Here is a 16672-nt window from a genome sequence, read left to right as displayed (position 1 = left end):
CGGATGGAACCGGCGCGTATCGCAGGCGTTGCTTGCGACATCGGAATAAAGTTCCATGCGCGCGAAAAAGTCGGACCTGATCTCTCCGAGCGGGCTCATCAAGCTGATGACGCACGCCATGATGGGCGCAGCCCTCGGGCTCGCTTTCAGCCTCTTGCTGGTGCTGTCCAATCCAGGCGTCGCCAATTTGCTGAGTCACGGCGGAAGGCAGGCCGTAGTCGTTTTTGCCCTCACATTGGTGACGACGTTCGCGATCGGCGCGACACTCACCGGCGTCGTATTCATCCTCGCAGAGAACGACCAGCAACCTTGAAGTATTGGTGATTTGCCGGAACTCCCTTGTTCGGACCTCCCGCGACGAATGACGGTTGGCTGCCTGCGTCAATTCAACTCAGGGAGTTCCCGCGCATGAAGACCACCAAGCTCGCGCTTGCGGTGATGTTGGCAACCGGCCTCGCCGCCGCGCCGTTCGCCGTGCAGGCCAAGTCGCACAAGGCAAAACACGGATCCTCGATGTCATCGTCGCAGACTACGGGCGCCAACACCAAGTCCTCCAAGGGGCCTGATCCCTCCGGTCAGGGCGGCTCCGGTCCCGGCTCCGACCAGGGCGGCACCATGACGAACAACAAAGGCGGCATGAGCAACACCAAGTAATCTACGCCGACATGTCGGACAAAAGCCCCGCGAACAACGCGGGGCTTTTCCGTCCGGGAGTCGCTGACTTCACGCTGCGCTGCGTTGAAGGTGCCGGCCTTCCTTCACTTCTTCGATGATTTTGGCGCTGAAGGCTTCGAGATCGCCGGGGTTGCGCGAGGTGATGACGCCCTGGTCAGCAACCACCTGCGAGTCTTCCCATGCCGCGCCGGCATTGATGACATCGGTCTTGATCGATTTGTATGAGGTCATCTTGCGGCCCCTGGCGATGCCTGTCTCAATCAGGAGCCAAGGCGCATGGCAGACTGCCGCAACGACCTTCTTCGCGTTGAAGATGTCCTTGACGAAGCTCAAAGCTTTCGGCTCGACCCGTAGGAGGTCAGGATTAATCTGCCCACCCGGCAGAACGATCGCATCGTAGTCGCTGCTCGATACCTGATCGAGCGTCTTGTCGACCTTCACGGGCCGACCCCAATCCTTCATGTCCCAGCCCTTGATCTCGCCGGGTGCAAGCGAGACCACATGGACCGTCGCGCCTGCCTGTTTCAAGCGGTCGCGCGGCACTTCCAGTTCCGATTGTTCAAAGCCGTGCGTGGCCAAGATCGCGATCGTCTTACCCTGAAGCTCCATGGAACACTCCGTTAATGTGAGAGGAGCCCGGTCAATCGGTCGAGCCGGCTTCCGTTCCGCGCGATTGCCGGCCTCACGCGGATGTGCGGCAGGTTATGTCGGCCACAGGAAGGTTCGCCGAAAAGATCGGTTGAACCGCATTCAATCCATCGAGGTGGCGAATGACGAACGTCCGGTCATTGCTCTCGCGCCGGGCGGCGCCGCTGCTCGGCGCAATCATGCTCATCTGCGGCATCATCATCGCGATCGGAGGCGCGTGGCTGATAGCCATGGGTGGCTCGTTCTAATATCTGCCGGCCGGCCTCGGCCTCTTGATCTCGGGCGTTCTATTGCTGGGCCGGCGCTCCGAAGGTGCCCTGATCTACCTGCCTTGACGTGACGAACTCGCTTAGCTGCGTCGGGCCTCAGGTGACGTTAAGGCGCGCTGCAGGATCTGACTTCACCAGATGATCGAGTCGTGCACGCTTGCGCGCGATCAAGAGCTGGGCGGCGGCGTCGTCGAGCCCCTCGCGTTGCAGCTGCCGGATGGCAGAGCCCAGTTCGAGAATCTCGGCGCGCAGCTTTAGAATCCGGTACGCATCCGGGTCTTCCTCCACCGTGCGCTCCCAAAGCTCTCAGCGGCGCGCGATCACGCGCAGAGGACTACCTGATGTCTTCGCGGAACGAAGGCGCATCCTATCGCGGACATTCGGCAGGACATCGCCGCCACCTGCAGCCTTCCATTCGCCGATCAGCAGATTGATTTTCCGGCGCAGATCCATCTGCGCCAGGGCCTTCTCTGTGCAGTCGCGATCGCGCTCGACGAGTTCGCGGACGGACACCTCAATATCGGCCATTTCCAGCCTCAAGGCGCTGATTTTACGTCGAATTTCATTAATTCTGTTGTCCATGGCTTGTTAGAACAAAATAAGAACATATAGTCAAGTCACGATTTCAGAAGGGAGAAGCGACATGCAGGTTCAAGGTAAATACGACGCCAAGGCCTTCCTCACCGCCAAGACTTTCCTCACCGAGCAGATGACGCGCGCGCAGGGCCTCCGGCTGAAACGGCTGAGCGAAGAGGCGTATCAACCCGCGCAATATGCGCGGGATCTGTCCTCCAGCGAGGCAGCGCGGCGCATTCAGGTGCTGGAAGCCGAGATCGAGCTGGCGGATTCGTTCTAGGCCAGCTCGCGTATCCCCGACGTTGCTTGCGCGCTTCGGAACCATGCCTGTCCCGGATGGTTTTCCCCTGCCAAGGGAGAACATGCATGGCACGCAAGGCAAAGAAGCGCCGCTACTCGCGCAGCTCCGGCAGCGATGTCGAAAGCGAGATGAAGCGCTACAAGAAGGGTACCGCGAAAAGCGGACCGGGCGGTCGAGGCGGACGCGTGAAGAGCCGCAAGCAGGCGATCGCGATCGGCCTGTCGAAAGCGCGCAAGAAGGGCAAGAAGGTCCCGAAGAAAGCCGCGAAGCGGAAGACGTCCAAGAAGACGTCAAAGAAAACGTCCAAGAAGACATCCAGGAAAACCAAGAAGACGTCGAAGAAGACGTCGAAGCGCAAATCCTCCAAACGGTCGCGCTGACCTCCGTCAGATCATGCTGCCGGGCATGAAGCAGCGGATCGAAACGCCGAACGCGGTCTTCACCGGCCACACCATGGTGCGGCCGGCCCGGTTCGGCTCGGTGATCACCGCTTCGTCCGGCACCTCGACCCATTCGCCGTCGAGCCGCACGCGATAATGTCCATTGTGCGAGTCCCAGTCGGGATCGGCGACGGCAAACCCATCCGCATCCGAGCAGCACGGACCGAGATGGCTGCGCAGGCCGTCGAACCACGGCTTGAGGGGTGAGTCCGCGTAGCGGCCATCGTCACGCCCGAGAGCGTTTCCACCCCACAGCACGAATGGCGCCACGAGCAGCGCAGTCCTCAGCGAGAGCTTCAATCGATCCATGTCGGCACCGATCAAATACGAATTGCCGGCCGGCTCAGCGGCGGCAAGTTCGAAGTTCCACGCTTGCAATCGTCGGCAGCGTCATTGCCGCCGAGTCCGTACGAGATTTGCAATGGTGATGAGCGAACACGGCTTTTTCGGACGAACCGGGTCATCCTCCCTGCCGTTAACGAGAATGTTATCGGCGATCTGCGGAAATCCTGAAGGCGAACAGGAAAGGCGGCCCAAAGGCCGCCTTTTGGAGTTGCGCCGATCGACGTTCGCCCTATGCGAGCGGCACCGCCACGAACCGGGTCGCCTGTGCGCTTCTGACCTGCAGCAGCACGCTGCGCTTGCCGGACGATTTCGCCTGCGCCAGCTCCGAACGGACATCGCCGATATTGGCGACGGCCTTGCCGCCCACGTTGAGGATGACGTCGCCGGTCTGGATGCCGCGTTGCGCGGCCGGACCTTGCGGATCGACTTCAGTGACGACGACGCCCTTCTGGCCGGCGCCCTGCACGTCGCCGGCCGGAGCCAGGCTGAGCCCGAGACGCGGCGGCATGCCGGCATCTGGCTGCGACTTGCCCTCGTCGGCTCTGGCCTGCCGCTCGTTCGGCAACTCGCCAAGCGCCAGTGTCACCGTCTTGCTGTCGCCCTTGTGGACGACATCGAGCTTCACGGACGTGCCCGGCGCCAGGGTGGCGATGGTGCGGGCGAGATCGCGGGAATCCTTGATCGCGGTGCCGTTGACGGCGGTGATGACGTCGCCCGCCTCGATGCCCGCCTTCGCCGCCGGGCTGCCGTCCTGCGGATTGTCGACGATCGCGCCGCGCGCCTCCTTGAGGCCGAGGCTGTCGGCGATATCCGACGTCACCGGCTGCACCTGCACGCCGAGCCAGCCGCGCGTGACCGCGCCCTTGTCCTTCAACTGTGCGACGACGAGCTTTGCGGTCGAGGCCGGAATGTCGAAGCCGATGCCGACCGAGCCGCCGGAGGGCGAGAAGATCGCAGTGTTCACACCGATCACGTTGCCGTTCATGTCGAAGGCCGGGCCGCCGGAATTGCCCTTGTTGATCGGCGCGTCGATCTGGATGAAGTCGTCATAGGGGCCGTTGCCGATGTCGCGGCCGCTGGCCGAGACGATGCCGGCGGTCACGGTGCCGCCGAGGCCGAAGGGATTGCCGACGGCGACCACCCAGTCGCCGATGCGCGGCTTCTGGTCGGAGAATTTGACGAACGGAAAATCCTTCTTGCCTTCGACCTTGATCAGCGCGAGATCGGTCTTCGGATCGGTGCCGACCACTTTCGCGCTGTAGGTCGTGCCGTCGTCCATCGTCACTTGCACAGACTCGGCGTGATCGACGACGTGGTTGTTGGTCACGGCATAGCCGTCGGCGGAGATGAAGAAGCCCGAGCCCTCACCCGTGATCATCTGCCGGCGGTGGCGCGGCATGCCCTCCATGCCACCCGGGCCGGGGAAGCCGAATTGCCGTGAAAATTGATCGAAGGGCGATGCTTCGTCTGAATCCATTCGGTTCTGTTGCAGCATCGCGCTCTTGTCGTTGTCCTGGTCGATCCTGACCCGCACCGAGATGACGGCGGGTTTGACCTTGCTGACGAGGTCGCCGAAGCCCGGCGGTGTCGCGGCGGTCTCTGCGGCCTGGGCGGGCGCAATGAAGGATGTCGCACTGAACGGCGAAGAGCCGGGGGCAGTCGCCAGTACGGCCAGGCCAAGCGCGGCGACGGTGCCGAGCAGCGCGAGCCGGCGCGGTCTCAGTATCTTGCGGGACGTTGTGGTGTCGGAATTGACGTGATCGTTCATGTCGATATGTCCATGTTGAGAAAGTCGCCCTGCACCCAACATGGTGGTCGCCACCTTACGGCGTCCCGTCCACGTCATTAAATCTTGGCAAAGTGGCCGGGGCCGGCGACAAAAAACGAGGGCTGCACATTTGATGCAGCTCAACGCGGGCCCCGGGCAGCGTGGAAGACTGCAGCCACCGGATGATGTCCATCGGAGGCGCGTCATGTACAAAGACATTCTCGTCCACATCCCTACCGAGCGCCCGATGCGCCCGGCGATCGACGGCTCGATCTCGCTCGCGGCCGGCCTCAACGCCCATCTGGACGCAGTCGCGGTGGGTTATGTGGCAACCAGCGCGGCCTACGTGATGGAGGGCGGCGCTGCCGTGGCGGCTGTGTTCGAGATGGAGCGCGAAAGCGCAGTGCAGCGCGCCGAGGCGGCGCTCGCGGTGTTCAAGAGCGAAGCGATGAACGCCGGCATTTCCTACACATGCCGCCCGCTCGGAGAGATGCCGGGGGATGCGGTCGGCTTGCTCGGCGAGATGGCGCGGCTGCACGATCTCAGCATCGTGCTCCAGCCGGATCCGGCGCAGGGATCACTCGACAACGATGTGCCCCGCGAGATCCTGTTCCAGGCGGGCGGCCCGGTGCTTTTCCTGCCCTACACCTTCCATGGAGCGTTCAAGGCGAAACGGATCGGCATCTGCTGGGATGGCAGCCGCCTCGCAGCGCGCGCCATGCGCGACGCCGCACCATTCCTGGCCCGCGCCGAGGAGATCGTGATCATTGCGATCAATGAAACAGATACGGTTCCCGACGAAGTCTCGACGCGCAATCTGGCAAGGCATCTCGGCCGGCGCGGCCTGTCGACCCGCACGGTCAACCTGTCGGCGGCGCGCTCTGACATTCAGCCGACCATGCTGTCGCTGGCAGCCGATGAGAACCTGGATCTTCTGGTCATGGGCGGCTACGGCCATTCGCGTTTGCAGGAGCGGTTCCTCGGCGGCGTCACCCGCGCCATGCTGGAAGCCATGACCGTCCCGACGCTGATGTCGCATTAATCGAGGGCTGATCCAGGTCGGGCCGGTCGCAAGCCTTGTCGTTCGGGCTGACAACCGCGTCCTTGAGCGGTGCCGGCGTCGGCAAGTTCAGGTCATGTTCGAACAATTTGGACCGTCACGCCGCGGCGGGCCTCTCCCACGCCGTGGCCTCGACGCCGCCCTCTTCGTGTGGCGCATTGCACGCGTCGAAATGCGCCTTGAGTTCGACTTCGGCGAGATATTCGAAATGTTCGGCCTGGCCGAGCAGTTCCCAGCTCTGGAGCGGCCGGTAGGCGGCCTGCTGACGACAGAGGGACGCTAGCGCGCGGTAGCGACGTACGTTATCCATGAGACCCTCCCTCGCATTCACAAAGCTTATTGGCCTTATTTGCGTCAGGGCGATGGCGGTTGTGCAAAAGATTTGCTGCGCCCGCCGCGCGCTTGACCCGCTTGATTCTAGGCAAACGCGTGTTGGGGCGAAAGTTCCAATCAGCGCGGACTCAATATGCCCGGTGGAAAGCGGCAGACCCTGGCACAGCCATTCGGGTACCGGCTCGCTCCGCCTGTCTTCCGTAGCCTACCGGATCAGCGCGGGCTCACCGGCTCGGATCGTCTGCGCCGAACTATGTTGCCGGTTCGGAACCCTGCCGGCCTCCGCAGCAGCGCGGATGGCCGCGATGTTGCCGGCATAGTCCGCGTTGCCCCTGCCGCGAAATACGGCGGACCCCGCCACAAGCGTATCGGCGCCCGCAGCGGTCACGGCCGCTGCATTATCGCGCGTGATGCCGCCGTCAACCTCGAGCCGGATCGGCCGGTCGCCGATCATGCTTCGAATCCGCCCGATCTTCTCGAGCTGGGACTCGAGGAACGACTGGCCGCCAAAGCCCGGATTGACCGTCATCACCAGGACGAGGTCGAGACGATCGAGCACATACTCGATCGCGCTTTCGGGAGTGGCGGGACACAGGCTGACACCGGCTTTCTTGCCGAGCGCGCGGATGGCCTGGAGCGATCGATCGAGGTGCGGACCGGCTTCGGCATGCACCGTGATGACATCCGCGCCGGCCTTCGCGAACGCTTCGAGATAGGGATCGGCCGGCGCGATCATGAGATGCACGTCGAAGACCTTCTTCGTCAGCGGCCGGATCGCCTTGATGATGTCGGCGCCATAACTGATGTTCGGGACGAAATGCCCGTCCATGACGTCGCAATGAATCCAGTCGGCGCCCGCCGCGTCGATCGCCGCAATCTCCTCGCCGAGGCGCGCGAAATCCGCAGCCAGGATCGACGGCGCGATCAGGATTTCTCTCGTCATGGCTTCGCACTCCGCTGCGCGTCCGCACCGCCGCTGAACACGCGGCTCGCCAGGACGTCCATGGGATCGATCGTTTCGAGGTCCGCGATCTCGAGCATGCGATCGAGATCGGATACCAGGCGATCGGCCTGCCGCAGGCGGATGCGGTCGACGGCGTTGCGGATCGAGCGCGCATTGGAGAAGAACGGTTGGGTCCGGCGCAGTGCGATATATTTCTCGAAAGCTTGGCGCGCCGCCGCCGAGAGGCGATAACCCCGTTCCTTCAGCATCAGTTCGGCGATGACGAGCAGCTCGGCTTCCGCATAGTCCGGAAAGTCGATGTGATGCGCGATGCGCGAGCGGAAGCCGGGGTTTGACGCGAAGAAGCTCGTCATCCGCTCGCCATAGCCGGCAAGGATCACGACGAGGTCCTCGCGCTGGTTCTCCATCACCTGGAGCAGAATCTCGATCGCCTCCTGGCCGTAGTCGCGCTCGTTGTCGGGACGGTGCAGATAATAGGCCTCGTCAATGAACAGCACGCCGCCCATCGCCTTCTTCAAAATCTCCTTGGTCTTCGGCGCGGTGTGGCCGATATACTGGCCGACGAGATCGTCGCGCGTCACCGAGATCACCTGCCCGCGCCGCACGAAACCGAGGCCGTGCAGGATCTTTGCCATGCGCAGCGCGACGGTCGTCTTGCCGGTGCCGGGATTGCCGGTAAACGACATGTGCAGCGTCGGCGGCGACGAAGCCAGTCCAGCACGCTGCCGGATACGTTCGATCAGCAAGAGCGACGCGATCTGGCGCACGCGATTCTTCACCGGTTTCAATCCGATCAGCTCCTGCTCGAGCTGCTGCAGCGTGCCGATGATTCCAGCCGCTTCGGCCTCCTTGCGGAGATCGAAACTGGTCTCGCCGGGCTCAGTGGTCATTGCGTGGGGAACATCCAGCATCGGCACCTCGAAGAAAAGGGCTTCGCCGCGGGGGAGCGGCGAAGCAGTGGTCCGCCAAGGAAACGGAGCAGGGAGTGCTCCGCGCGGAGGAGAATGAGTTAGGTTGGTGGGTGCGCGGGTTGCCGGCGCACGGTGGTGTAGCGGATCGCACGTCCGCCCACCTCCTGCCGCACCAGCTCGAACTCGGCTTCCTGCGGCGGGCGGTTGACGATGAACGAGATCCGCACCGATTCCCAGTCATGGCTGGAGTCGAAGCCGCTGAGGCGGATGTAACGGTCGCCATACACTCTGCGGCATTCGGCGAGCTCCATCATCACGCCCGCGGCGTCCTGGAGATCGAACATCGGCAGACCCCACATCTCCCAATAGGTGTTGCGGGGATGCGGATCGTCGGTGAACTCGATGTTCACGGCCCAACCGTTGGTCAGGCAATACTGCACCTGCTTGGTGATCTGATCGTCGGTCAGATCGGGCAGGAACGAGAAGCAGCCTTGGGTCAGCTTCATGTCAAATTTCCTCAAACGGTTTCGAGTGCGGTCGGCACGAAGTCCGGCGCGTCGGTGGATTCATAGTTGAAGGTGACGTCCTTCCAGACCTCGAGCGCGGCTTTCAGCGGCGTGCAGGTCTCAGCCGCCCTGGCCAGGATCTCCGGACCTTCGTGGACGTAGTCGCGCCCCTCGTTGCGGGCGAGGATCATCGCTTCCAGCGCCACACGATTGGCGATCGCGCCGGCCGCGATGCCCATGGGATGGCCGATGGTGCCGCCGCCGAACTGGAGCACGACGTCCTCGCCGAGCAGGTCGAGCAGCTGATGCATCTGCCCGGCATGGATGCCGCCGGAGGCGACCGGCATCATCTTGTTCAGGCTCGCCCAGGACTGGTCGAAGAACAGCCCGTGTTCGAGCTTGGTCGGGTTAAAGTCTTCGCGGCAGACATCGTAATAGCCGCGCGTGGTGTTCGGATCGCCTTCGAGCTTGCCGACCACCGTGCCGGCATGGATGTGGTCGACGCCGGCAAGGCGCATCCACTTGGCGATGACGCGGAACGACACGCCGTGGCTCTTCTGCCGCGTGTAGGTCGAGTGACCGGCGCGATGCAGATGCAGGATCATGTCGTTGCGCCGCGCCCATTTCGCCATCGACTGGATCGCGGTGTAGCCGATCACGAGGTCGATCATAACGATGCACGATCCGAGCTCCTTCGCGAACTCGGCGCGCTCGTACATGTCCTCCATCGTTCCCGCGGTGATGTTCAGGTAGGTGCCCTTGGCCTCGCCGGAGGCCGCCTGCGCGCGGTTCACCGCCTCCATGCAATAGAGGAAGCGGTCGCGCCAGTGCATGAAGGGCTGCGAGTTGATGTTCTCGTCATCCTTGGTGAAGTCGAGCCCGCCTTTCAGCGCCTCGTAGACCACGCGACCGTAATTGCGGCCCGAAAGCCCGAGCTTCGGCTTGACGGTCGCGCCGAGCAGCGGCCGGCCGAACTTGTCGAGTCGCTCGCGCTCGACCACGATGCCAGTTGCCGGTCCCTGGAACGTCTTCACATACGCGACCGGGAAGCGCATGTCCTCCAGCCGCAGCGCCTTCAGCGGCTTGAAGCCGAACACGTTGCCGATGATCGACGCCGAGAGGTTGGCGATCGAACCAGGCTCGAACAGGTCCAAGTCATAGGCAATGTAGGCGAAATACGAGCCAGGCGTGCCCGGCACCGGATCGACGCGGTAGCATTTTGCGCGATACTTCTCGGCGGCGGTCAGGCGATCGGTCCAAACCACCGTCCAGGTCGCGGTCGAGGATTCACCGGCGACAGCGGCCGACGCCTCGATCGGGTCGACGCCCTCTTGCGGCGTGACGCGGAACAGCGCGATGACATCGGTGTCCTTTGGCACATAATCAGGCTCCCAATAGCCCATGCGCTTGTATTCCATCACGCCCGAACGATATCTTTCCTTGCCGCGGACGGTTCCTGCATGTGCATTCATGGCTCTCTCCTGCTCTTTCTCTCAGAATGATTAGGCCGCGACGGGCTCGCGGGCGTCGACGCTGGGATCGAGTTCTCCGGCGCGGTAGCGCCGCGCCATCTCGCTCAAGGGAATGACCTTGATCTTGCCGGCGTGGCCAGCGGTGCCGAACTGCTCGAAGCGGTCCCGGCAGAGCTCGCGCATCGCATCCATCGCGGGCTTGAGGAATTTGCGCGGATCGAACTCGGAGCGCGTTTGCGCGGCGACCTTGCGGAACACCGCAGTCATTGCCAGCCGGCAGTCGGTATCGATATTGACCTTGCGCACGCCGCTCTTGATGCCGCGGACGATCTCCTCGACCGGCACGCCCCAGGTCTGCGGCATCTCGCCGCCGAACTGGTTGAACATGTCCTGGAGCGGCTGCGGCACCGAGGAAGAGCCGTGCATCACGAGATGCGTGTTCGGCAGCCGGCGATGAATCTCCTCGACCACCCGCATCGCCAGAATGTCGCCATCCGGCTTGCGACTGAACTTGTAGGCGCCGTGCGACGTGCCCATCGCGATCGCGAGCGCATCGACTTTGGTGGCGCGGACGAAGTCGACCGCCTGGTCGGGATCCGTCAGCAACTGATCATGGCCGACCGTGCCTTCGACGCCATGACCATCCTCCTGCTCGCCGCCGCCATGCTCGAGCGAGCCGAGCACGCCGAGCTCGCCTTCGACGGAGGCACCGACCCAATGGGCGAGATCGACGACGCGGCGGGTGATCGCAACGTTGTAGTCGTAATCGGCCGCGGTTTTGGCGTCGGCCTCAAGCGAGCCGTCCATCATCACCGAGGTGAACCCGTGGGCGATCGCGGACGCGCAGGTCGCTTCGTCGTTGCCATGGTCCTGGTGCATGCAGAGCGGGATGTCCGGATAGGTCCGCTCCAGCGCGTCGATCATGTGCGAGAGCATGAGGTCGCCGGCATAGCTGCGCGCGCCGCGCGAAGCCTGGATGATGACGGGCGCATCGACCTCGGCCGCCGCCTGCATGATCGCGATGCCCTGCTCCATGTTGTTGATGTTGAACGCCGGCACCGCGTAACCGTGACTGGCGGCGTGGTCGAGCAGCTGACGAAGGGTGATACGGGCCACGACAATTCCTCCTGTTATTGCTTGCCGGCGCGGGCCATCGCCCGCCGGGCGGCTTCCGCAACGCTTTGCGGCGTGATGCCGAATTCGCGGTAGAGCACGGGGGCCGGCGCCGAGGCACCGAAGCCGCGCATGCCGACGAATTCGCCGTCAGTGCCGATCCAGCGATGCCAATCGCCGGCGACTGCCGCCTCGATGCCGATCCGTGGCGCCGTGCCGAGCACAGCGGCTCGGTAATCCTCCGGCTGCTCCTCGAACAGCGCGAAGCAGGGCGCGGAGACCACGGCCGCGCGGACGTGCTCGGTGGCAAGCAGGCGAGCCGCTTCCAGCGCAATAGACACCTCCGAACCCGTTGCGACGAGCGTCACGTCTCGGCCGCCGTCCGGCGAAACGATGAGATAGGCGCCTCGTGCGACGCGGTTCCTACCGCGGACATCGCTGCGGAAGGCCGGCAGCCCCTGACGGGACAGGCACAGCACGGATGGGCGATTTTCAGCTTGTAGCGCGCAGTCCCATGCTTCCAGCGTCTCAACCGCGTCGGCCGGCCGGAACACAAGCAGGTTCGGAATGACGCGAAGCGCTGCGAGATGCTCGACCGGTTGGTGCGTGGGGCCGTCCTCACCGAGGCCAATGGAGTCATGGGTCATCACATGAATGACGCGGATCCGCATCAAGGCCGCAAGGCGGATCGCCGGCCGGCTGTAATCGGAGAACGCGAGGAAGGTGCCGCCATAGGGAATGAAGCCGCCGTGCAGCGCGAGGCCGTTCATCGCGGCCGCCATGCCATGCTCGCGGATGCCGTAATGGATGTAATCGCCGGCGAACGCGTCGCGCTTGACGGGGGTCTGCGCCTTGGCATGCGTCAGGTTCGAATGCGTGAGGTCCGCCGAGCCGCCGACAAATCCGGGAATCGTCCCTGCGATGCCGTCGAGCACCTGTTGCGAGGCCTGCCGCGTCGCGAGCTTCGGACGCTCGGTGGCAAAGCGCTCGCGCAATTTCGCCGAGGCCTGGGCATAGGCGGTCGGCAGGACAACCGCTTTGCCCTCGACAAACAAATCGCGCTGCTCGGGCGTCGCGCATTCATAGCGATCGAGCCAGGCGAGACGCGCGACCTGCCCGCGTTGTCCGATCATCCGCCATGCTTTCAGGATCGTGACAGGCACCACGAAGGGCTGGTAGTCCCAGCCGAGCGCTCGCCGCGCCGCCGCCGTCTGCTCGGTGCCGAGCGGCGCGCCATGCGCCTTCTCGGTGCCCTGACGATCCGGCGCGCCATAGCCGATGACGGTGCGGCAAGCGATCAGCGACGGTCTTGCGCTCTCACGCTCCTCGGCTATCGCCTGCGCAACCGCTTCGGCATCGTGCCCGTCGACACGGCGCACCGACCAGCCGGAGGCAGCGAAGCGCGCGAGCTGGTCGTCGGAGGTCGCAAGCGACGTCGGCCCGTCAATGGAGATGCCGTTGTCGTCGAACAGCACGATCAGGCGGCCGAGCCCGAGATGGCCGGCGAGCGAAATCGCTTCCTGGCTAATGCCTTCCATGAGACAGCCGTCGCCAACGATCACATAGGTGAAGTGATCGACGAGACCGTCGCCATGCCGCGCATTGGCCATGCGTTCGGCGAGTGCCATGCCCACCGCGGTCGCAATCCCCTGCCCCAGCGGACCGGTCGTCGTCTCGACGCCCGGCGTATGGCCATATTCCGGATGGCCCGGCGTCTTCGAGCCCCATTGCCGGAAGGCCTTGATGTCGTCGAGGCTGACATCGCCGCCGGTGAGATGGAGCAATGCATAGAGCAACATCGAGCCATGACCCGCCGACAGCACGAATCGATCTCGGTCCGGCCAATGGGGATGAGCCGAGTCGAATTTCAGGAAGCGCGAGAACAGCACGGTCGCGACATCGGCCATGCCCATGGGCAGGCCGGGATGGCCGGACTGCGAGGTCTCGATGGCATCGACCGCGAGGAAGCGGACGGCGTTGGCGAGATCGCTATGCGAGACCGGCGTGAGGTCGGCGTCGGCGTGGACGGAGATGTTCATCGGATCCTCCCCTCGTTCACTTCAGGTTTCGCTTGCGCTCGATCAGCTGCATGATCAGCGGCGTCAGGATGAGCTGCATCGCAAGATCGAGCTTCGCGCCGGGGCACACGATCGAATTGGCGCGGGACATCCAGCTTTGCGGCAGCATCGAGAGCAGATAGGGGAAGTCGATGCCGCGCGGGTTCTTGAAGCGGATCACGACCATCGATTCGTCCGGCGTCGGAATCCAGCGCGCGATGAACGGATTGGAGGTGTCCACCGTCGGCACCCGCTGGAAGTTGATATCGGTCTCGGAAAATTGCGGGCAGATGTAGTGGATGTAGTCAGGCATGCGCCGCAGAACGGTGTCGGTAACGGCCTCGGTCGAATAGCCTCGCGCACTGCGGTCGCGGTGCAGCTTCTGGATCCATTCGAGATTGATGACGGGCACGACGCCGATCTTGAGGTCGGCATAGCGCGCGACGTTGACCTTGTCGGTGACGACGGCGCCATGGAGGCCCTCGTAGAACAGCAGATCGGAGCTCTCCGGCAGCCGTTTCCATTCTGTGAAGGTGCCGGGTGCGGCGCCATGGAGCGTGGATTCTTCGGCGTCGTGGACGTAGTGCCGCGTCGTCGCCGTGCCGGTCTCGCCATAGTCGCGGAACGCTCGCTCCAGCTCCTCGAACAGGTTGGTCTCGGGGCTGAAATGGCTGAAATGCCTGTTGCCGCGATCGGCTTCCTTCGCCATCTGCGTGCGCATTTCCGCGCGATCGTAGCGATGGAAGGCGTCGCCTTCGACGTAGGCGGCGTTGACCTTCTCGCGGAAGAAGATCTGTTCGAACGTCTTCTTGACCGAGGTCGTACCTGCGCCGGAGGAGCCGGTGATGGAGATGATCGGATGCTTTCTGGACATGGGATCCCTCGCTTACAGCCGGAAGAAGCCGCGACGCGCGAACAGCGGTGCGGAGACGCTGGCGACCAGCAAGGGATCGCAATGCAGTTCCTCGACGCGCTGCACCTCGTTGCTCGAGCCCATGATCAGCGGCACGCGCTGGTGCAGGCTCTGCGCCGAGAGTTCGAGGATGCGTTCGCGCCCGGTCGAAGCCGAGCCGCCGGCCTGCTCGACGATGTAAGCCATCGGGTGCGCCTCGTAGACGAGGCGCAAGCGGCCGTCGCCGTAGCCCGGCCGTGCATCGGAGGGATAGAGGAACACGCCGCCGCGCGTGAGGATGCGATAGGCCTCGGCAACCAGCGAGCCGACCCAGCGCATGTTGAAATTGTGGTTGGCCTGCCCTTCCACACCGGCCAGGCATTCGTCGACGAAGGCGCGCACCGGCTGTTCCCAATGCCGGCGGTTCGAGGCGTTGATCGCGAACTCCTCGCAGGTCTCGGAGATCTGCACGGCGCTGCGGGCGAGACGGAAGCAACCGGACTTGCGGTCAAGTGTGAAGATGTCGACGCCCTCGCCAAGCGTCAGCACCAGCGAGGTCTGCGGGCCATAGGTAACGAACCCCGCCGCGAGTTGCGCCGAGCCGCGCTGATGGAAGGCGAGCGCGAGATCGTCAGGCGCCGGCAGGATCGAGAAGATCGTGCCCACGGTCATGTTGATATCGATGTTGGAGGAGCCGTCGAGCGGATCGATCGCGACGCAGATCTTGGCCTTGCTGTCGCCGATCTGGGGTTCGCGCATCTCCTCCGACGCCAGCGCCGCGATCGGCAGCTTGCCGAGACAGCGGCGCAGGATCGCATCCGCCTGCACGTCGAGATCGCGCTGGACATCACCGTCGCTGTTGCGGCCGGTGGTCAGGCCCGATGCGTCGGCGAGGTCTCCGGTGGCGATGAGATCGGCGATCTCGATCGCGGCCGCCGCGATGGCGTCGACCGCGGCCGCTATCGCCAGCGCACGCGGCGCCGTCTCGGAATACCGCTGAAGGTGGTCGTCCAGCCTGAGTTGCCCGGTCATCTGCGTCCATCCCCTTTGCTGGTGCCGTATCCAGTTCCCTCCTCGCTGGAGGTCGGTGCGGTCAGTGCCAACAACGATGAGATTGACAGGGGAGGCTTAATAAGGAAAATTTCTATTCATAATGAGCGCCAAAGAATTATCTTATAATGCCCACACGGCGGCACAGCTCCGGCATCTCACGATCCGACAGCTTCGCTCGCTCGCAGCGCTCGCGGCCAAGGGCAGCGTCACGGCCGCCTCGACCCAGCTCGGCCTGACGCAGCCGGCCGTGACCCAGCAGCTGCGCCAGCTTCAGGATCTCGCCGGCCTGCCGCTGCTGCAGCGGACCGGCGACGGCATGCTGCTGACGGAGGCGGGCAAGGAGGTGCTTAGCCTCGCCGAGCGCGTCGAAGCTGCGATCATGGACTGCCAGGGCGCGCTCGACCTGCTTGCGGGGCGGACCGGCGGCACGGTGCATCTCGGCGCGGTCTCGACCGCAAAATATTTCGTGCCGCACGCGATCGCGGCATTCTCGAAGCGGCATCCGAAGATCGAGCTCAAGCTCACGGTCGGCAATCGCGAGGAGATCCGCGAGGCGATGCACGGCTATGATCTCGACTTCGCGGTGATGGGTCGGCCACCGGCCGACGTCAGCGTCGACGTCCGTCAGCTCGGGCGTAATCCGCACATCATCGTCGCGCGCAAGGGGCACTGGCTGGAGAAGGATTCCGGCCTCAGCCTCACCGACCTCGTGCACGAGACTTTCCTCACCCGCGAGCCCGGCTCGGGCACGCGGACACTGATGGAAGGCATGTTCCAGAGGTCGGATCTCGAGCCGATCATCGGCATGGAGATGAGCAGCAACGAGACCATCAAGCAGGCGGTGATCGCCGGGCTCGGCATCGCCTTCATCTCCGCCCACACCGTGGCGCACGAGCTCACCGAGGGCCGGCTCGTCGTGCTCGACGTCGCGGGCCTGCCGATCGTGCGGCAATGGTACGTGATCCGCCGCAGCGACAAGGTGCTGTTGCCGCCCGCGCAGGCGATGTTCGATTTCTTGGGATCGGAGGGGTCGAACTATCTGCCCGAATTGCCCGAACTCGGCGCGCGATAGCCCGCCGGAATTCAGCCCATGAGCTTCATTGCGACCGTAGCCGCGAGAATGACGATGATCTGGAGCAGGCGCTCCGTCGTGAAGATGCGGTTGAAGGTGGTCATGGCTTGCCCCGGCCGAATTGGGATTTCTCGGTCGGGAGGTTGCTAGCACAGACGGGCGTCGAGAGAACTCCGTAATCGCCCCGGGCTTTCCGTGCGCGACCCGACGACCGACG

21 protein-coding genes are annotated in these 16672 nt (G+C 64.0%); 6 read left to right on the top strand and 15 right to left on the bottom strand.

Annotation, left to right across the window (positions count from 1 at the left end):
* Positions 1-55: 55 nt before the first annotated feature.
* Complete coding sequence (locus BRA471DRAFT_RS11535; protein WP_007607288.1) at positions 56-313, top strand: hypothetical protein; 258 nt, start codon at positions 56-58, stop codon at positions 311-313.
* 95 nt (positions 314-408) lie between these two features.
* On the top strand, positions 409-654 hold the full coding sequence (locus BRA471DRAFT_RS11530) for a hypothetical protein (protein ID WP_007607286.1): 246 nt from the start codon (positions 409-411) through the stop codon (positions 652-654).
* Between the two features lie 69 nt (positions 655-723).
* Here BRA471DRAFT_RS11530 and BRA471DRAFT_RS11525 read toward each other — a convergent pair whose 3' ends face one another.
* The 4 genes from BRA471DRAFT_RS11525 to BRA471DRAFT_RS11520 all read right to left on the bottom strand — a co-directional run bounded on the left by BRA471DRAFT_RS11525 (position 724) and on the right by BRA471DRAFT_RS11520 (position 2120).
* Positions 724-1284: a type 1 glutamine amidotransferase domain-containing protein gene (locus BRA471DRAFT_RS11525; RefSeq protein ID WP_007607285.1), complete on the bottom strand. Its 561-nt coding sequence runs from the start codon at positions 1282-1284 to the stop codon at positions 724-726.
* A gap of 73 nt (positions 1285-1357) precedes the next feature.
* Complete coding sequence (locus tag BRA471DRAFT_RS38305; RefSeq protein WP_157234068.1) at positions 1358-1555, bottom strand: hypothetical protein; 198 nt, start codon at positions 1553-1555, stop codon at positions 1358-1360.
* 133 nt (positions 1556-1688) lie between these two features.
* Positions 1689-1880, bottom strand: coding sequence for a hypothetical protein (locus BRA471DRAFT_RS36790; RefSeq protein WP_083843219.1), 192 nt, complete (start codon positions 1878-1880; stop codon positions 1689-1691).
* Positions 1881-1898: 18 nt separating this feature from the next.
* On the bottom strand, positions 1899-2120 hold the full coding sequence (locus tag BRA471DRAFT_RS11520; protein WP_035973863.1) for a hypothetical protein: 222 nt from the start codon (positions 2118-2120) through the stop codon (positions 1899-1901).
* A gap of 115 nt (positions 2121-2235) precedes the next feature.
* Here BRA471DRAFT_RS11520 and BRA471DRAFT_RS11515 point away from each other — a divergent pair, with 115 nt between their 5' ends.
* Together BRA471DRAFT_RS11515 and BRA471DRAFT_RS11510 are read left to right on the top strand one after the other, a co-directional pair.
* The gene (locus BRA471DRAFT_RS11515) at positions 2236-2448 is read left to right on the top strand and encodes a DUF3072 domain-containing protein (RefSeq protein ID WP_007607283.1); all 213 of its coding nucleotides are present in this window, start codon (positions 2236-2238) and stop codon (positions 2446-2448) included.
* A gap of 86 nt (positions 2449-2534) precedes the next feature.
* On the top strand, positions 2535-2849 hold the full coding sequence (locus BRA471DRAFT_RS11510; protein ID WP_007607281.1) for a DUF6496 domain-containing protein: 315 nt from the start codon (positions 2535-2537) through the stop codon (positions 2847-2849).
* Between the two features lie 6 nt (positions 2850-2855).
* On the opposite strand, the gene BRA471DRAFT_RS11505 is transcribed toward BRA471DRAFT_RS11510, so the two are convergent.
* The gene (locus BRA471DRAFT_RS11505) at positions 2856-3218 is read right to left on the bottom strand and encodes a hypothetical protein (protein WP_007607279.1); all 363 of its coding nucleotides are present in this window, start codon (positions 3216-3218) and stop codon (positions 2856-2858) included.
* A 265-nt stretch (positions 3219-3483) separates the two neighbouring features.
* On the bottom strand, positions 3484-5022 hold the full coding sequence (locus BRA471DRAFT_RS11500; protein WP_007607278.1) for a Do family serine endopeptidase: 1539 nt from the start codon (positions 5020-5022) through the stop codon (positions 3484-3486).
* Between the two features lie 205 nt (positions 5023-5227).
* On the opposite strand from BRA471DRAFT_RS11500, the gene BRA471DRAFT_RS11495 reads away from it, so the two are divergent.
* Positions 5228-6064, top strand: coding sequence for a universal stress protein (locus BRA471DRAFT_RS11495; RefSeq protein WP_007607275.1), 837 nt, complete (start codon positions 5228-5230; stop codon positions 6062-6064).
* Between the two features lie 115 nt (positions 6065-6179).
* On the opposite strand, the gene BRA471DRAFT_RS11490 is transcribed toward BRA471DRAFT_RS11495, so the two are convergent.
* The 9 genes from BRA471DRAFT_RS11490 to BRA471DRAFT_RS11450 all read right to left on the bottom strand — a co-directional run bounded on the left by BRA471DRAFT_RS11490 (position 6180) and on the right by BRA471DRAFT_RS11450 (position 15362).
* Entirely contained in the window at positions 6180-6392 is a 213-nt protein-coding gene (locus BRA471DRAFT_RS11490; protein WP_007607274.1) for a hypothetical protein, read from the bottom strand.
* A 228-nt stretch (positions 6393-6620) separates the two neighbouring features.
* A complete protein-coding gene (gene rpe, locus BRA471DRAFT_RS11485; protein ID WP_007607273.1) occupies positions 6621-7358 on the bottom strand; it encodes a ribulose-phosphate 3-epimerase in 738 nt (245 codons plus the stop codon).
* Entirely contained in the window at positions 7355-8290 is a 936-nt protein-coding gene (gene cbbX / locus BRA471DRAFT_RS11480; RefSeq protein WP_007607272.1) for a CbbX protein, read from the bottom strand. The genes rpe and cbbX overlap by 4 nt, the downstream gene beginning before the upstream one ends.
* Positions 8291-8388: 98 nt before the next feature.
* The gene (locus BRA471DRAFT_RS11475) at positions 8389-8796 is read right to left on the bottom strand and encodes a ribulose bisphosphate carboxylase small subunit (RefSeq protein WP_007607271.1); all 408 of its coding nucleotides are present in this window, start codon (positions 8794-8796) and stop codon (positions 8389-8391) included.
* 11 nt (positions 8797-8807) lie between these two features.
* Entirely contained in the window at positions 8808-10268 is a 1461-nt protein-coding gene (locus BRA471DRAFT_RS11470) for a form I ribulose bisphosphate carboxylase large subunit (RefSeq protein WP_007607267.1), read from the bottom strand.
* 30 nt (positions 10269-10298) lie between these two features.
* Entirely contained in the window at positions 10299-11384 is a 1086-nt protein-coding gene (fba, locus tag BRA471DRAFT_RS11465; RefSeq protein ID WP_007607265.1) for a class II fructose-bisphosphate aldolase, read from the bottom strand.
* Positions 11385-11398: 14 nt separating this feature from the next.
* Positions 11399-13420: a transketolase gene (gene tkt, locus BRA471DRAFT_RS11460; RefSeq protein ID WP_007607263.1), complete on the bottom strand. Its 2022-nt coding sequence runs from the start codon at positions 13418-13420 to the stop codon at positions 11399-11401.
* Positions 13421-13436: 16 nt separating this feature from the next.
* Positions 13437-14312, bottom strand: coding sequence for a phosphoribulokinase (locus BRA471DRAFT_RS11455; protein WP_007607262.1), 876 nt, complete (start codon positions 14310-14312; stop codon positions 13437-13439).
* A 12-nt stretch (positions 14313-14324) separates the two neighbouring features.
* A complete protein-coding gene (locus BRA471DRAFT_RS11450; protein ID WP_007607261.1) occupies positions 14325-15362 on the bottom strand; it encodes a class 1 fructose-bisphosphatase in 1038 nt (345 codons plus the stop codon).
* Positions 15363-15483: 121 nt separating this feature from the next.
* Between BRA471DRAFT_RS11450 and BRA471DRAFT_RS11445 the strand changes: the two genes are divergently transcribed.
* On the top strand, positions 15484-16455 hold the full coding sequence (locus BRA471DRAFT_RS11445) for a LysR family transcriptional regulator (RefSeq protein ID WP_007607260.1): 972 nt from the start codon (positions 15484-15486) through the stop codon (positions 16453-16455).
* Positions 16456-16672 lie beyond the last annotated feature (217 nt).

Source organism: Bradyrhizobium sp. WSM471, from assembly GCF_000244915.1.
Taxonomy (GTDB): domain Bacteria; phylum Pseudomonadota; class Alphaproteobacteria; order Rhizobiales; family Xanthobacteraceae; genus Bradyrhizobium.
The sequence above is the reverse complement of the archived record's forward strand: the minus strand, read 5'-3'. Positions and strand labels throughout refer to the sequence as shown.

Bases quoted from the DNA above. Each gene is read 5' to 3' on its own strand.
- BRA471DRAFT_RS11535 (WP_007607288.1), top strand. From the start codon at position 56: ATGCGCGCGAAAAAGTCGGACCTGATCTCTCCGAGCGGGCTCATCAAG.
- BRA471DRAFT_RS11530 (WP_007607286.1), top strand. From the start codon at position 409: ATGAAGACCACCAAGCTCGCGCTTGCGGTGATGTTGGCAACCGGCCTC.
- BRA471DRAFT_RS11525 (WP_007607285.1), bottom strand. From the start codon at position 1,284: ATGGAGCTTCAGGGTAAGACGATCGCGATCTTGGCCACGCACGGCTTT.
- BRA471DRAFT_RS38305 (WP_157234068.1), bottom strand. From the start codon at position 1,555: ATGGCTATCAGCCACGCGCCTCCGATCGCGATGATGATGCCGCAGATG.
- BRA471DRAFT_RS11520 (WP_035973863.1), bottom strand. From the start codon at position 2,120: ATGGCCGATATTGAGGTGTCCGTCCGCGAACTCGTCGAGCGCGATCGC.
- BRA471DRAFT_RS11515 (WP_007607283.1), top strand. From the start codon at position 2,236: ATGCAGGTTCAAGGTAAATACGACGCCAAGGCCTTCCTCACCGCCAAG.
- BRA471DRAFT_RS11510 (WP_007607281.1), top strand. From the start codon at position 2,535: ATGGCACGCAAGGCAAAGAAGCGCCGCTACTCGCGCAGCTCCGGCAGC.
- BRA471DRAFT_RS11505 (WP_007607279.1), bottom strand. From the start codon at position 3,218: ATGGATCGATTGAAGCTCTCGCTGAGGACTGCGCTGCTCGTGGCGCCA.
- BRA471DRAFT_RS11500 (WP_007607278.1), bottom strand. From the start codon at position 5,022: ATGAACGATCACGTCAATTCCGACACCACAACGTCCCGCAAGATACTG.
- BRA471DRAFT_RS11495 (WP_007607275.1), top strand. From the start codon at position 5,228: ATGTACAAAGACATTCTCGTCCACATCCCTACCGAGCGCCCGATGCGC.
- BRA471DRAFT_RS11490 (WP_007607274.1), bottom strand. From the start codon at position 6,392: ATGGATAACGTACGTCGCTACCGCGCGCTAGCGTCCCTCTGTCGTCAG.
- rpe (WP_007607273.1), bottom strand. From the start codon at position 7,358: ATGACGAGAGAAATCCTGATCGCGCCGTCGATCCTGGCTGCGGATTTC.
- cbbX (WP_007607272.1), bottom strand. From the start codon at position 8,290: ATGCTGGATGTTCCCCACGCAATGACCACTGAGCCCGGCGAGACCAGT.
- BRA471DRAFT_RS11475 (WP_007607271.1), bottom strand. From the start codon at position 8,796: ATGAAGCTGACCCAAGGCTGCTTCTCGTTCCTGCCCGATCTGACCGAC.
- BRA471DRAFT_RS11470 (WP_007607267.1), bottom strand. From the start codon at position 10,268: ATGAATGCACATGCAGGAACCGTCCGCGGCAAGGAAAGATATCGTTCG.
- tkt (WP_007607263.1), bottom strand. From the start codon at position 13,420: ATGAACATCTCCGTCCACGCCGACGCCGACCTCACGCCGGTCTCGCAT.
- BRA471DRAFT_RS11455 (WP_007607262.1), bottom strand. From the start codon at position 14,312: ATGTCCAGAAAGCATCCGATCATCTCCATCACCGGCTCCTCCGGCGCA.
- BRA471DRAFT_RS11450 (WP_007607261.1), bottom strand. From the start codon at position 15,362: ATGACCGGGCAACTCAGGCTGGACGACCACCTTCAGCGGTATTCCGAG.
- BRA471DRAFT_RS11445 (WP_007607260.1), top strand. From the start codon at position 15,484: ATGAGCGCCAAAGAATTATCTTATAATGCCCACACGGCGGCACAGCTC.